The following is a 13,915-nucleotide window of genomic DNA, read 5'->3' as shown; positions in this document are numbered from 1 at the left end:
GTATGCCTTCCGTACTGCCCGATGGTGAACCCGTGCCCGACGACGGGGCACTGCCCCGCCATGCCCTGGAAGGCGCCGCCGGCCGGCCGCTCGGCTTCTACCTGCACGTGCCCTACTGCGCGACCCGCTGCGGCTACTGCGACTTCAACACCTACACCGCGACCGAGCTGCGCGGCTCCGGCGGGGCCCTGGCGTCCCGGGACAACTACGCGGCCCATCTGGTCGAGGAGGTCCGCCAGGCGCGCAAGGTGCTGGGCGACGACCCCCGACCGGTCCGTACGGTCTTCGTCGGCGGCGGCACGCCGACGCTGCTGCCCGCCGCCGACCTCGTCCGGATGCTCGCGGCGATCCGCGAGGAGTTCGGGCTGGCGGAGGACGCCGAGATCACCACGGAGGCCAATCCGGAATCCGTGGACCTGGCGTATCTGGCGGCGCTGCGGGAGGGCGGCTTCAACCGTGTCTCCTTCGGCATGCAGAGCGCCCGGCAGCACGTCCTGAAGGTCCTGGACCGCACCCACACGCCCGGCAGGCCGGAGGCCTGTGTCGCCGAGGCCCGTGAGGCCGGCTTCGAGCACGTCAACCTCGACCTCATCTACGGGACCCCCGGCGAGTCCGACGACGACTGGCGGGCCTCCCTGGACGCGGCGATCGGTGCCGGGCCCGACCACGTGTCCGCGTACGCGCTGATCGTCGAGGAGGGCACCCAGCTCGCCCGGCGCATCCGCCGCGGCGAGGTCCCGATGACGGACGACGACGTGCACGCCGACCGCTATCTGATCGCCGACGAGGCGATGGCGGCGGCGGGCTTCTCCTGGTACGAGGTGTCGAACTGGTCCCGCACACCCGAGGGCCGCTGCCTGCACAACGAGCTGTACTGGCGCGGTGCCGACTGGTGGGGCGCCGGGCCGGGAGCACACAGCCACGTCGGCGGGGTGCGCTGGTGGAACGTCAAGCACCCCGGGGCCTACGCGCAGGCCCTGGCCGAGGGCCGCTCGCCCGGGGCCGGCCGTGAAGTGCTCGGCGACGAGGACCGCCGGGTCGAGCGCATCCTGCTGGAGCTGCGGCTCGTCGAAGGCTGCCCGCTGTCGCTGCTCGCCCCCGCCGGCCTCGCCGCGGCCGGCCGCGCGGTGACGGACGGGCTGCTGGAGCCCGGCCCGTACCGTGAGGGCCGCGCGGTTCTCACACTGCGGGGCCGGCTGCTGGCCGACGCGGTGGTGCGGGACCTGGTGGACTGAGGGTCCGCCGCGTCCGGGGACGCCCCCGTGGGAGGCTCCGTCCCGTCCTCACGAGGGCCCTCCGGCCCGTGGAGAGCCCCTACACCCGGCAGTCCGCGCGGGTGAGCGGTTTCCGGTCACCCGCCGCCCGGCCGCACACGACGCGGCTCTGCGCGTCCGGCCCCGGGCGTGTGACCTCGACGACGTTCACACCGTGCACCCTCTGGTCCGTGTAAGGGATCGTCCCCCGGAAGGTGATGGTCCCGGTAGGCATGTCGTGCAGGGCCACCGAGTAGAGCGTCGCCCAGGTCTCCGCCGCGCTCTGCGGAGTGTCGCTGCGGGTCGCGGCGGCGTAGAGGACCGCCGTCGCCTGGTAGGAGATGACCGTCTGCCCGCTGGCGAACAGCCTGTCCTCGTACGGGCGCTCCTTCGGCAGCGCGGGCAGTCGCTGCCCTTCGGGGAGCAGCGCCTCCAGCGTCTTGCGGGAGTCCTCGTAGAAGCCCCGGCCGCCGCCCCGGCTCATCGGCGCGAGCGCGCCGTAGTAGAGCGTGACCTTGTCCGCGAGCTTCGTCGAGTCGTCGAAGCGCGCTTTGGTCAGGTCGTCGCCGGTGAAGACCGTGATGGCCTTGTCCGAGCAGCCGGCCGTCTGCCCCAGGCCGGACATCAGCGTGTTGACGTCCTCGACCCGGCCGGCGAAGTACAGGGCGTCGGGTACACGTTCCGCCCCGCAGATCGCGTGCAGGGGCGCGTCGAGATTGGCGGAGCCGCCGTCCTTGGACAGGGAGTACTGGGCGTCGGCGGCCACGGCGAAGCCGGATTCCTTCAGCATCTGCAGACCGACCCTGCGCTGCTCGGTGGTGTAACGGTCCTTGTCCTCGTTGCCCACCTTCCTCGACAGGACGACACCCTGCGGATCGCCCAGCCGGTCCGCCAGTTGGGCGGCGACCAGCCCGACGGCGTCCGCCTGCTCCTCGTCGGTCGCGGCGAGGCCGAAGTAGTTCGGGTACTCGCGGGCCAGGTCACTGCCGGAGTTGGTGGTGTCCACCACGGGCAGTCCGGCACGCTGGAGGAGTCCGGTGGCCGTCGCGCTGTCGGTGGTGTTGCGGCCGAGGCCCACCACACCCACGACGGAGGAGTCCCGCCGGGCCACCTCGATGATCTTCCTGACCGCCGTCGTCTGCCGCAGCATGTCCTGGCCGCCGTTGGCGGTCAGGACCCGCAGCTTGACCGAACGGTTCGCCGTGTCGTTGACGAACCGCTGGTGGAGATAGACGCCGGTCAGCTCCTCCAGGCCCTTGCGGGTGTCCTCCCTGTTCGTGTCGGTGCCGGTGAGCGGGCCCGCGTAGACGAGGGTGACATGCGGTTCGCCCGCCGCTATGCCGGCGTTCTGGTCCCGTATCGCCTGCTCGATCCGCTCGAAGGTGACGCCCTGGCCCACCCCGTTCAGCTGCAGGGTGTTGCCCGCGGCGAAGCGCACCTCGGAAGCCGTGGCCACCCCGATGCACTCCTTCGCGCCGCCGGGGCCGGCCAGTCTCACCGCGTCGGTGCTGCGGCCGACCAGCGGGCCGTAGCAGTACGTCTCCTTCCAGTGCTCACTCCACAGGAAGGTCCCCAGCAGCGCGCCGACCAGCACGAGGCTGACGGTCCGCCCCGACATCACCCACCAGGCCCAGGTCCGGCGGACCCGGTGGGTGACGAGCTGGACATGGGCGTGTTCGTGGGTCAGCTGTTCCGTGGGGAGGGGCAGCCGCAGCACCCAGGCCAGCCTCACGGCCGCCGCCGGGGCCTGGCCGACGCTCAGGTCCTCGACCCAGGCCTCGTACCGTGCGCGGGCGCCCGAGCTGGCGCCGCTGTTCGCGGGCGGTTCCGGAGGCAGCGGCGGGGTGTGCCGCATGATCCGGTCGGCCGGCAGGGAGGCGAGGAGCAGCAGCGGATCCACCTCGCTGCGCCGCGAGCGCACGTTGTTGATGGCGTTGATCAGCAGGAGGCCGCCGTTGTCCTGGGTGGCCGTCGGCAGGAACACCACCGGTGGGACGGTGCGCTTGCCGCGCCGCCAGTCCAGGGCGTGCGCCCGGTAGCTGTCCAGCAGATCCTCCAGCAGCGCCTGGACCCGCAGCTCCAGGTGGAACTGGCGCGCGCGCTCGTCACCCGCGCCCGCGTCGGCCACCCGCTCCGCGACGGCGGCGGCCCGCGCACGGATCACCCGCCACGAACCGCTGGGGGAGAAGCGTGACCAGCCGTCGGACGGATACGCGGTGCTGGACGCGGCGAGTGACGACGTGGTCGCGAGCCATCTGCTGGCCGGGCGCAGCCACAGCAGCGGCGGTGCCGCACTCGTCATCAGCCGTACGACCGTGAGGCCCAGCAGGGCCGCGGCGGCGACCAGAGCGGTCAGTACCCAGCCGATCTCGCCCAGCAGGACGCTGAGCACGGCGATGAACACGGCGCCCAGAAAGGTCTCCGGGCGGATCGAGGCGCGCAGCGAGTCCCACCAGCTGTTGCGCCCCGACCGGCTCGCCCGCCAGCGCAGGCTGCCCAGCTGTTCCAGGATCCGTTCGTCGCGCTCACGGGCGGAACTCCCGTCCGGCTGCGCGACGACCGTCGCGGTGGCCTGCTCGATGGCGGCGAGCAGCCGGGAGCGGGGAAAGGTGAAGGGCTTGTACTGCGAGTTGCCCCGGGTCTCCCAGGGCCGCTCGGTGAGGGTGTGGACCATGGACAGTGCCGCGTCGTACGGGGTGGCGCCGCTGCCCGCCACCAGCTTCACCGGGACCCGGCGCAGCTGGTTCGCGCGGTGGATCTGGTGGACGATCTGCTCGACCCGGCCGTCGATCTCCGGCCCGGCGGAAGCGTCCTCCGCCTGAGCCACCACCAGGGGCATCACCGGCCGGTTGATCCGGTACCGGTCGATCAGCTGCTGCATGAGGTGGAAGACGGCCGAGGCCGCCTCGTTCTCCGCACTGTCCCGCCACACTTCGCGCGTCATCCGCCCCGTGCCTCCCCCTGCACCCGGCCCTGCCGTCATCTCTCAATAACGGATGGTGCGTGTGCGGCGCAGGTGTTCACGGGGATCGGTACCGGATCCTTCCCGGCGGTTGCGGGGCGTCAGTCCGGGAGCGTGACGAAGTCGATCAGCTCCTCGACGCGGCCCAGCAGCTGTGGCTCCAGGTCCTTGTACGAGCTGACCTTGGACAGGATGTGCTGCCAGGCCGCGCCCGTGTTCTCCGGCCAGCCCAGCGCGCGGCAGACGCCCGTCTTCCAGTCCTGGCCGCGCGGTACCGCCGGCCACCCGGGGATGCCCACGGACGACGGCTTCACCGCCTCCCAGACGTCGATGAAGGGATGCCCCACCACGAGCACGTGCGCGTCGGTGACCTGAGCGGCGATCCTGGACTCCTTGGAACCGGGCACCAGGTGGTCGACCAGGACACCGAGCCGGGCATCCGGGCCGGGCGCGAACTCCCGGACGATCGACGGGAGGTCGTCCACGCCCTCCAGGTATTCCACGACCACGCCCTCGATGCGGAGGTCGTCGCCCCAGACCCGTTCGACGAGCTCGGCGTCGTGCCGCCCCTCCACGTAGATCCGGCCCGCCCGCGCGACCCGTGCCCGCGCACCGGGGACCGCCACCGAACCGGAGGCCGTGCGCGCGGGGCGGACGGGTCCGCCGGCCGACGGGCGCACCAGGGTGACCACCCTGCCCTCCAGCAGGAAACCGCGCGGCTCCATCGGGAAGACCCGGGCCTTCCCGAAGCGGTCCTCCAGCGTGACCGTCGGCCCCTGGGCCGTCTTCTCGCACCGGATCACCGCTCCGCAGAAGCCGGTGACGGCCTCCTCGACGACCAGGTCGGGCTCGGCGGGGACCTCGGGGACGGGAGTGGACTTCTTCCACGGCGGAGTCAGATCCGGCTGGTAGCTGCGCATGGCACGACGATAAACGGGGCCCCTTCACGACACGCCGAAGCGGGCCGCCAGCTGATCTCGCTGCGCCCGCACGAACGCCGCGTCCACCACCGCCCCGTGACCCGGCACGTACAGCGCGTCCTCGCCGCCCAGCTCCAGCAGCCGGTCCAGCGCCGCCGGCCAGCGCGAGGGGACCGCGTCCCGGCCCGCCTGGGGTTCGCCGGACTCCTCGACCAGATCGCCGCAGAGCACCACGACGGGGGAGCCCGGCACCAGCACCGCGAGGTCGTGGCCGCTGTGACCGGGGCCCACGTTGGCCAGCAGCACCTGGAACCCGCCGCCGAGATCGAGCGTCCACTCGCCGCTCACCTGATGCCGCGGAGCCACCAGGGCGTCCGTGGCCGCCGTGGCGTCCGCCTCGCTCATCCCGTGCCGCAGCGCGTCCGCGCGCAGCTCCTCGGCGCCCCGCCCCAGCAGCTCCGCCGTACCGACCGCCCCGTAGACCTCCGCCCCGGAGAACGCGGCGGTGCCCAGCACATGGTCGAAGTGCGGATGGCTCAGTGCGATATGCGTCACCCTCCGGCCCAGCAGAGCCTCCGCCTGGGTACGGAGCTCGACGCCCTCACGGAGCGTCGAACCGGTGTCGTAGAGCAGCACCCCGTCCGCCCCGGCCACCAGTGCGGCGGTCGCGTCCCAGACGGGGAGGCGTCGCCGCCCCGTACCGTTGCCCAACCGCTCCCAGCCGAACTCTTCCCAAGAGGCGTCCATACGACGACGCTATCGGCAACGACCTGCGCAGTCCCGTGACGGCGCGGCAGGGCGCCCTTGCCCCGGCCCCGCCTCGCCCCCGTACACTGACCGGGGGGATTGCTGGCACTCGAACGCACAGAGTGCCAGGCAGACGCCGGAGAACAACAGCTGGAGGTGTGCGCGGTGCTCAGCGAACGCAGACTCGAAGTGCTGCGCGCCATCGTCCAGGACTACGTCGGCACCGAGGAGCCCGTCGGCTCCAAGGCGCTCACGGAGCGGCACAGCCTCGGGGTCTCCCCGGCGACTGTCCGCAACGACATGGCGGTGCTGGAGGACGAGGGCTTCATCGCCCAGCCGCACACGAGTGCGGGGCGCATCCCGACGGACAAGGGCTACCGTCTCTTCGTCGACAGACTGGCGGGCGTCAAGCCCCTGTCGTCGCCGGAGCGCCGGGCGATCCAGAATTTCCTCGACGGCGCGGTCGACCTCGACGACGTCGTGGGCCGCACGGTCCGGCTGCTCGCGCAGCTGACCAGGCAGGTCGCCGTCGTGCAGTACCCCTCGCTGACCCGGTCGACGGTCCGGCACGTGGAACTGCTGTCGCTGGCTCCGGCCCGGCTGATGCTCGTCCTGATCACGGACACGGGCCGGGTCGAGCAGCGTATGATCGACTGCCCTGCACCGTTCGGTGACACCTCGCTGGCCGATCTGCGGGCCCGGCTCAACAGCCGGGTCGTCGGACGGCGCTTCGCGGACGTCCCGCGGCTGGTGCAGGACCTGCCGGAGTCCTTCGAGACCGAGGACCGGGGAACCGTATCGACGGTGCTCTCCGTCCTTCTCGAGACACTGGTCGAAGAGACGGAGGAGCGGCTGATCATCGGCGGCACCTCCAACCTCACCCGCTTCGGGCACGACTTCCCTGTGATGATCCGGCCGGTGCTGGAGGCATTGGAGGAGCAGGTCGTGCTGCTGAAGCTGCTCGGTGAGGCAACGGATTCGGGCATGACCGTACGGATCGGGCACGAGAACGCCCACGAGGGCCTCAACGCCACGTCCGTCGTCGCGGTCGGCTACGGTTCGGGCGACGAGGCAGTCGCCAAACTCGGCGTGGTCGGACCGACCCGCATGGACTACCCCGGAACGATGGGAGCGGTACGCGCAGTGGCACGTTACGTCGGACAGATCCTGGCGGATTCGTAAGTGGCCACGGACTACTACGCCGTACTAGGCGTGCGCCGCGACGCATCTCAGGACGAGATCAAGAAGGCATTCCGTCGGCTCGCACGCGAGCTGCACCCGGATGTCAACCCGGATCCGAAGACCCAGGAGCGGTTCAAGGAGATCAACGCCGCCTACGAGGTGCTGTCGGACCCGCAGAAGAAGCAGGTCTACGACCTCGGCGGAGACCCGCTGTCCTCCTCGGGCGGCGGTGGTGGTGCGGGAGGTTTCGGGGCCGGCGGCTTCGGCAACTTCAGCGACATCATGGACGCGTTCTTCGGCAACGCCGCGCAGCGCGGGCCCCGTTCGCGGACCCGCCGCGGCCAGGACGCGATGATCCGGCTGGAGATCGACCTCAACGAGGCGGCCTTCGGCACGACCAAGGACATCCAGGTCGACACGGCGGTCGTCTGTACGACCTGCAGTGGTGAGGGCGCCGCACCGGGCACCTCCGCGCAGACCTGTGACATGTGCCGCGGCCGTGGCGAGGTCTCCCAGGTCACCAGGTCCTTCCTCGGCCAGGTCATGACCTCGCGGCCCTGCCCGCAGTGCCAGGGCTTCGGCACGGTCGTCCCGACACCGTGCCCCGAGTGCGCCGGTGACGGCCGCATCCGCTCGCGGCGCACCCTCACCGTGAAGATCCCCGCCGGTGTCGACAACGGCACCCGGATCCAGCTCGCGGGCGAGGGCGAGGTCGGCCCCGGCGGCGGCCCCGCCGGCGACCTGTACGTCGAGATCCACGAGCTCTCGCACGCCGTGTTCCAGCGGCGCGGCGACGATCTGCACTGCACGGTCACCATCCCGATGACGGCTGCGGCGCTCGGCACCCAGGTGCCGCTGGAGACGCTCGACGGTCTCGAGGAGATCGACATCAGGCCGGGCACCCAGTCCGGCCAGTCGGTCCCGCTGCACGGGCGCGGCATCACGCACCTGCGTGGCGGCGGGCGCGGCGACCTGATCGTGCACGTCGAGGTCATGACCCCGACGAAGATGGACCCCGAGCAGGAGCGCCTCCTGCGGGAGCTGGCGAAGCTGCGCGGCGAGGAGCGGCCCACGGGCCAGTTCCAGCCCGGGCAGCAGGGCCTCTTCTCCCGGCTGAAGGACGCCTTCAACGGACGCTGAACCCCGTCACCTCACCGCCCGCCGGTCCCGTACCGGCGGGCGGTTCCGTGTGCGCGGCGGTCCGTCCGCCGCGTGAAAGGGCTGATTCGGCCCGATCCGCCGGACGTGACACGATGCGGGCATGTCCTTGGCGCTGACCGATCTCTTCCGGTACCCGATCGTGCAGGCCCCCATGGCGGGTGGTGTGTCACGCCCGGAGCTGGTCGCCGCCGTCGCCGAGGCCGGAGGAATCGGTTTCCTCGCCGCCGGCTACAAGACGGCGGACGGGATGTACAACGAGGTCAAGGAGCTCCGGAGGGCGACCGGCCGGTCCTTCGGCGTCAACCTCTTCATGCCGCAGCCCCTGGTCGCCGACGCCGGCGCCGTCGAGGTCTACCGCCACCAGCTCGCCGGGGAGGCGTCCTGGTACGAGACCCCTCTCGGGGACGCGGACTCCAGCGGCGACGACGGCTACGAGGCCAAGGTCGCGATCCTGCTGGAGGACCCCGTCGCCCTGGTCTCCTTCACCTTCGGCTGCCCCACCCGCGAGGTCCTCGACGCGTTCGCCGCCGCCGGCACGCTCACCGTCGTCACGGTCACCTCGGCCCAGGAGGCGCGGAACGCGCAGTGGGCGGGTGCCGGTGCCCTGTGCGTCCAGGGCGGCGAGGCGGGCGGCCATCAGTCCACCCACCGCGATGATCCGCAGGCCGGGCTCACGGGCACCGGGCTGCTCACCCTGCTCGCCGAGGTCCGCGAGTCGGTACAGCTTCCGGTCGTCGCGGCCGGAGGGCTGATGCGGGGCTCCCAGATCACGGCCGTCCTGGCGGCCGGGGCCGACGCGGCGCAGCTCGGTACGGCGTTCCTGCCCTGCCCCGAGTCGGGAGCGCACCCGCTGCACAAGCAGGCCCTGACCAACCCGCTCTTCGTCACGACGACCCTGACCCGCGCGTTCTCCGGCCGCCCCGCACGCGGGCTGGTCAACCGTTTCGTACGGGAGCACGGCCCGTACGCCCCCGCCGCCTACCCGCAGGTGCACCATATGACCAGCGGGCTGCGCAAGGCCGCCGCCCGGACCGAGGACGCACAGGGCATGGCCCTGTGGGCGGGCCAGGGCCACCGGATGGCACGCGAGCTGCCCGCCGGGGAGCTCGTGGGCCTGCTCGCCGCCGAAATGGAAGCCGCGCGTGCGGCAGTGAGTGTGAGGAGTGCCCGGTGACGGCACCGGTTTTCGTCGTGGAACAGCTGGCCGGCGGGCCGGAGTTCGTGCTGGACGGCCCCGAGGGGCGGCACGCCGTTTCGGTGAAGCGTCTCAACCCGGGTGAGGACGTCGTCCTGACCGACGGGCGGGGCCGCTGGGCGGAAGGCGTCGTACGGGCGGCCGAGGGCAAGGACCGGCTCGTCGTGGGGGGTCTGGAGCCGGTGCACGAGGAGCCCGCGCCCTCCCCGTCCGTCACCGTCGTCCAGGCGCTGCCCAAGGGCGACCGCGGTGAGCTCGCCGTGGAGACGATGACCGAGACGGGCGTCGACGCGATCGTTCCCTGGCAGGCCGCGCGCTGCATCACGCAGTGGAAGGGCGAACGCGGGCTCAAGTCCCTCGCCAAGTGGCGCAGCACCGCGCGCGAGGCGGGGAAGCAGTCGCGCCGGGTGCGCTTCCCCGAGGTGGCCGAGGCGATGACGACCCGGCAGGTCGCCGCGCTGCTGGCCGGTGCGGACTTCGCGGGCGTCCTGCACGAGGACCGCGACAGCGGCAGCGAGCCGCTCGCCACCGCCGAACTCCCCGCCCAGGGCACGATCGTGCTGGTCGTGGGCCCGGAGGGCGGCGTCTCGCCGCAGGAGCTGGCCGCGTTCGCCGAGGCGGGGGCGCCCCCGTACCGGCTCGGCCCCAGCGTGCTGCGCACCTCGACCGCGGGGACGGCCGCGGCGGCCCTGCTGATGGGACGCACCGGGCGCTGGAGCTGAGAGCGGTCGCGCCGCCCCGGCCGGATAGCATGCCGGGGTACTGACCACGAGGACCGAACGACCGAGGAGGCCGGGCCATGGCGGGAGAGCCGCAGACCGACTGCCTGTTCTGCAAGATCGTTACAGGTGACATCCCGGCGACCGTCGTCCGCGAGAGCGAGACGACCGTCGCCTTCCGCGACATAAACCCTCAGGCCCCGACCCACGTCCTGGTCATCCCCAAGGCGCACTACCCGGACGCCGCCGCGCTCGCCGCCGCCGAACCGCAGACCGCCGCCGACGTGCTGCGCGAGGCGGGCCTGGTCGCCGCGGACGAGAAGCTCACCGAGAGCGGCTACCGCATCGTCCTCAACACCGGTGCGGGCGCCGGGCAGACCGTCTTCCACGCGCACGCCCACGTCCTGGGCGGCCGCGGGATGCAGTGGCCCCCCGGCTAGCAGGCCACCACCCGTGTCCGTACGAGAACTCGTGATCCTCGGCACCGCCAGCCAGGTGCCGACCCGTCACCGCAACCACAACGGCTACCTGCTGCGCTGGGACGGGGAGGGCATCCTCTTCGACCCGGGCGAGGGAACCCAGCGCCAGATGCTGCGCGCCGGGGTGGCAGCGCACGACATCAACCGGATCTGCGTCACCCACTTCCACGGCGACCACTCGCTGGGCCTGGCGGGCGTGATCCAGCGGATCAACCTCGACCAGGTCCCGCACCCCGTCACCGCCCACTTCCCGGCGAGCGGCCAGCGGTTCTTCGACCGGCTCCGGTACTCGACGGCCTACCGCGAGTCGGTCGAGCTGACCGAGGCCCCGGTCGCCGCCGACGGCGTACTCGCCACCACCGGCGCGTACACCCTCGACAGCCACCGGCTGTCGCACCCCGTCGAGTCCTACGGCTACCGCCTCACCGAGCCCGACCGGCTGCGGATGCTGCCCGCGAAGCTGGCCGAGCACGGCATCGGCGGGCCCGACGTCGGACGGATCCAGCGGGACGGGGCCCTGCGCGGCGTCCCGCTGGAAGAGGTCTCCGAGACCCGCCGCGGACAGCGCTTCGCGTTCGTCATGGACACCCGGCTCTGCGAGGGTGCGTTCGCGCTCGCCGAGGGATGCGACATGCTGGTCATCGAGTCGACGTTCCTCGACGAGGACGGACGGCTCGCCGCCGACCACGGTCACCTCACCGCCGGCCAGGCGGCCCGGGTGGCGAAGGAGTCGGGCGTACGGCACCTCGTGCTGACGCACTTCTCCCAGCGCTACACCGACCCCGACGCCTTCGAGCACCAGGCCAGGGCAGCCGGTTTCGAAGGCGGACTGACCATCGCCCAGGACCTGATCAGGGTCCCGGTACCCACCCGCCACACGTAACGAGAACCCCGTGCACCTCCCCAAAGCAGAACTCCACCTCCACATCGAAGGCACCCTCGAACCCGAGCTGGCCTTCGCGCTCGCCGCCCGCAACGGCGTGGACCTGCCCTACGCGGACACCGAAGAGCTGCGCACCGCCTACCTCTTCGACGACCTGCAGAGCTTCCTCGACCTCTACTACGCCCTCATGGCGGTGCTGCGCACCGAGGAGGACTTCGCCGAGCTGGCCGACGCCTATCTCGCCCGCGCCGCCGCCCAGGGCGTCCGGCACGCCGAGATCTTCTTCGACCCGCAGGCCCACACCGACCGCGGCGTCCCGATCGGTACCGTCATCGAGGGGCTCGGCAAGGCACTCGACCGCAGCGAGGAGACGCACGGCATCTCCACCCAGCTGATCATGTGCTTCCTGCGCGACGAGTCCGCCGGTTCGGCACTGGAGACCCTGGAAGCCGCGAAGCCGTACCTGCACCGCATCAGCGCGGTCGGCCTCGACTCCGCGGAGGTGGGCCACCCGCCCGCGAAGTTCCGCGAGGTGTACGCGGCGGCCACGGCCCTCGGCCTGCGCAAGGTCGCCCACGCCGGCGAGGAGGGACCGCCGGAGTACATCCGGGAGGCCCTCGACGTCCTCGGCGTCGAACGGATCGACCACGGCCTGCGCTGCGTGGAGGACCCGGAGCTGGTGGACCGGCTGGTGTCCGAGCGGATCCCGCTGACGCTCTGCCCGCTCTCCAACGTACGGCTGCGCGCCATCGACGTCCTGGAGCAGCACCCGCTGCGGTCCATGATGGACGCGGGCCTGCTCTGCACGGTGAACTCCGACGACCCCGCCTACTTCGGCGGATACGTCGGAGACACCTTCCACGCGGTGCACGAGGCGCTCGGCCTGGACCGCGAGCAGCTGCGCACCCTGGCCCGGAACTCCTTCGAGGCGGCCTTCCTCGACCACGACGAGGAGCGCAGGGCGCGCTACCTCGCCGAGGTCGAGGCCTACGTGTTCGACTGACCGGAACCTCCGTCCGGTCCCGCCGTCCGGACCGCGCTCCGCACCAGCCGCCTGCGCCGCAGCGCGGGCACGCTGATCTCCGCGACCGCCTGCTCCGGCGCGCCCAGCCTCGGTACCGCGCCGGACAGGCTGTTGGTCGTGGCGGCGAGGAGCGCGGCCGGGGCGCCGCCCCTGCGCCGGACGGAACCGGGCACCAGCGGGCGGCCGCCGGTGTGCAGCGCCACCGCGGTGACGGGAGCCGCGACCAGGAGGGTGGCGGCCCCCAGGATCAGGCCCATCACCGCGTAGCCCGCCTGCTCGGACAGCACGCTGCCGAGGAGGGGGCCGCAGGCCGTACCGACGGATGAGGCCGAACCCGCGAGGACCGCCCAGCGGCCGCGCACGTCCAGCGAGGCCGCCAGCCCGATCAGGTACGACAGGACCACCGGGTAGAAGGTGTTCCACACGATCTCACCGGTCGCGAACGATCCCAGGTCCTCGGCAGAGGAGCTGAGCACGATGCTCCCCGCGATGATCATCGTGCCGAGGCCGATCGGTACCGCCCGCCCGAGCCGGGCTCCCAGCACGCCGGCACCCATGACGCCCAGCAGCCCCGCGCCCAGCGCGGCGGCGAACACGGCGCCGACGGTCACCTCGGAGAGGCCGACCTGGTCGGCGCCGATGCGACTGCTCACGCCCCACAGGGCGTTCTGCGCCATCGACCAGACGAGCATGCCGCCGGCCAGCACCAGGCCCGAACGCCGGTGCGGCAGCCGTCCCTGTACCGGCGGTGTCCCGCCGACGGGCACCGAGCCGCCCAGCCTGGCCGTCGCGGGCCAGACGAGCAGCGCGACCAGTGCGATGGAGGCGAACGGCAGCCGGTGGCCGCCGCCCAGGTGAGGGATCGTCAGGTAGAGGGCTCCCGCCGTCGCCGAGACGCTGAGCAGCCCGAGCGACGAGGTCCGGTGCGGGTCGCGCTGCGCGGCGATGCCGGACGCCGCCACGGCGGTCGCCGTACCGGATCCGAAACCACCCACCACGACACCGGCGATCACCAGCGGCACCGAGGTGGTCAGCGCCGCACAGCCGTATCCGAGCGCGGCGAGCAGCAGTCCTGTGCGCGCCGGTCTCCGCGCCCCGTATCTCTCGACGCGCCCCGCCAGCGCGAAGCCGGCGGAGGCCGAGCTGAGCAGCAGGGCGCTGCCGACCAGACCGGCCTGGGCCGAGCTCAGCCCCAGATAGGTGCTGAGGCGGCCGACGATGGTGGGGAGCAGGTAAGCGGCGAGGTAACCGGCGGTGAACACGGCGACCAGAGGCCACGCGGCGCGAGTGCGCGAGGACATGGGCGTTCCTGATGACATGCCAGAGGAGGCAGGAGGAGGCGGGGGAGGGTGGCTGTCTCTTATACACATCTGACGCTGCCGACGAAGGC

The 13,915-nt window shown here is 72.2% G+C and carries 12 protein-coding genes; 8 read left to right on the top strand and 4 right to left on the bottom strand.

The features are described from left to right. The first annotated feature begins 2 nt into the window (after positions 1 to 2). Positions 3 to 1,235 (top strand): radical SAM family heme chaperone HemW, encoded by a 1,233-nt coding sequence (gene hemW, locus OO67_RS33840; protein ID WP_033305701.1) that lies wholly within the window; start codon positions 3 to 5, stop codon positions 1,233 to 1,235. 79 nt (positions 1,236 to 1,314) lie between these two features. Here the strand turns inward: hemW and OO67_RS33835 are convergent, their stop codons facing one another. The 3 genes from OO67_RS33835 to OO67_RS33825 form a co-directional block, all read right to left on the bottom strand. Continuing rightward, entirely contained in the window at positions 1,315 to 4,197 is a 2,883-nt protein-coding gene (locus OO67_RS33835; protein WP_033305668.1) for a type 1 periplasmic-binding domain-containing protein, read from the bottom strand. A 119-nt stretch (positions 4,198 to 4,316) separates the two neighbouring features. Continuing rightward, positions 4,317 to 5,135: a DUF3097 domain-containing protein gene (locus tag OO67_RS33830; RefSeq protein ID WP_033305667.1), complete on the bottom strand. Its 819-nt coding sequence runs from the start codon at positions 5,133 to 5,135 to the stop codon at positions 4,317 to 4,319. Between the two features lie 24 nt (positions 5,136 to 5,159). Next, a complete protein-coding gene (locus OO67_RS33825; protein WP_033305666.1) occupies positions 5,160 to 5,882 on the bottom strand; it encodes an MBL fold metallo-hydrolase in 723 nt (240 codons plus the stop codon). A gap of 165 nt (positions 5,883 to 6,047) precedes the next feature. On the opposite strand from OO67_RS33825, the gene hrcA reads away from it, so the two are divergent. The 7 genes from hrcA to OO67_RS33790 all read left to right on the top strand — a co-directional run bounded on the left by hrcA (position 6,048) and on the right by OO67_RS33790 (position 12,504). After that, entirely contained in the window at positions 6,048 to 7,064 is a 1,017-nt protein-coding gene (gene hrcA / locus OO67_RS33820; protein WP_033305700.1) for a heat-inducible transcriptional repressor HrcA, read from the top strand. Continuing rightward, the gene (dnaJ, locus tag OO67_RS33815; RefSeq protein WP_033305665.1) at positions 7,065 to 8,204 is read left to right on the top strand and encodes a molecular chaperone DnaJ; all 1,140 of its coding nucleotides are present in this window, start codon (positions 7,065 to 7,067) and stop codon (positions 8,202 to 8,204) included. A gap of 121 nt (positions 8,205 to 8,325) precedes the next feature. Next, positions 8,326 to 9,399: a nitronate monooxygenase gene (locus OO67_RS33810; RefSeq protein ID WP_033305664.1), complete on the top strand. Its 1,074-nt coding sequence runs from the start codon at positions 8,326 to 8,328 to the stop codon at positions 9,397 to 9,399. Then, positions 9,396 to 10,142, top strand: coding sequence for a 16S rRNA (uracil(1498)-N(3))-methyltransferase (locus OO67_RS33805; RefSeq protein WP_033305663.1), 747 nt, complete (start codon positions 9,396 to 9,398; stop codon positions 10,140 to 10,142). The genes OO67_RS33810 and OO67_RS33805 overlap by 4 nt, the downstream gene beginning before the upstream one ends. Positions 10,143 to 10,219: 77 nt before the next feature. Continuing rightward, positions 10,220 to 10,579 (top strand): histidine triad nucleotide-binding protein, encoded by a 360-nt coding sequence (locus OO67_RS33800; RefSeq protein WP_033305662.1) that lies wholly within the window; start codon positions 10,220 to 10,222, stop codon positions 10,577 to 10,579. A 13-nt stretch (positions 10,580 to 10,592) separates the two neighbouring features. Further along, a complete protein-coding gene (locus tag OO67_RS33795) occupies positions 10,593 to 11,501 on the top strand; it encodes a ribonuclease Z (protein WP_033305661.1) in 909 nt (302 codons plus the stop codon). A gap of 10 nt (positions 11,502 to 11,511) precedes the next feature. Continuing rightward, positions 11,512 to 12,504 carry an adenosine deaminase gene (locus OO67_RS33790; protein ID WP_033305660.1) on the top strand — a complete coding sequence of 331 codons (993 nt, stop codon included), beginning with the start codon at positions 11,512 to 11,514 and terminating at the stop codon, positions 12,502 to 12,504. On the opposite strand, the gene OO67_RS33785 is transcribed toward OO67_RS33790, so the two are convergent. Further along, on the bottom strand, positions 12,489 to 13,826 hold the full coding sequence (locus tag OO67_RS33785) for an MFS transporter (protein ID WP_033305659.1): 1,338 nt from the start codon (positions 13,824 to 13,826) through the stop codon (positions 12,489 to 12,491). The genes OO67_RS33790 and OO67_RS33785 overlap by 16 nt on opposite strands. Between the last annotated feature and the right edge of the window lie 89 nt (positions 13,827 to 13,915).

The organism is Streptomyces atroolivaceus, from assembly GCF_000717025.1.
Taxonomy (GTDB): Bacteria; Actinomycetota; Actinomycetes; order Streptomycetales; family Streptomycetaceae; genus Streptomyces; species Streptomyces atroolivaceus.
Note: the sequence above shows the minus strand (reverse complement) of the source record. Positions and strands in the feature narration are given on the sequence as shown.

Excerpts from the sequence above, each read along its gene's own strand:
- hemW (WP_033305701.1), top strand. The coding sequence starts at position 3 with ATGCCTTCCGTACTGCCCGATGGTGAACCCGTGCCCGACGACGGGGCA.
- OO67_RS33835 (WP_033305668.1), bottom strand. The coding sequence starts at position 4,197 with ATGACGCGCGAAGTGTGGCGGGACAGTGCGGAGAACGAGGCGGCCTCG.
- OO67_RS33830 (WP_033305667.1), bottom strand. The coding sequence starts at position 5,135 with ATGCGCAGCTACCAGCCGGATCTGACTCCGCCGTGGAAGAAGTCCACT.
- OO67_RS33825 (WP_033305666.1), bottom strand. The coding sequence starts at position 5,882 with ATGGACGCCTCTTGGGAAGAGTTCGGCTGGGAGCGGTTGGGCAACGGT.
- OO67_RS33810 (WP_033305664.1), top strand. The coding sequence starts at position 8,326 with ATGTCCTTGGCGCTGACCGATCTCTTCCGGTACCCGATCGTGCAGGCC.
- OO67_RS33800 (WP_033305662.1), top strand. The coding sequence starts at position 10,220 with ATGGCGGGAGAGCCGCAGACCGACTGCCTGTTCTGCAAGATCGTTACA.
- OO67_RS33785 (WP_033305659.1), bottom strand. The coding sequence starts at position 13,826 with ATGTCCTCGCGCACTCGCGCCGCGTGGCCTCTGGTCGCCGTGTTCACC.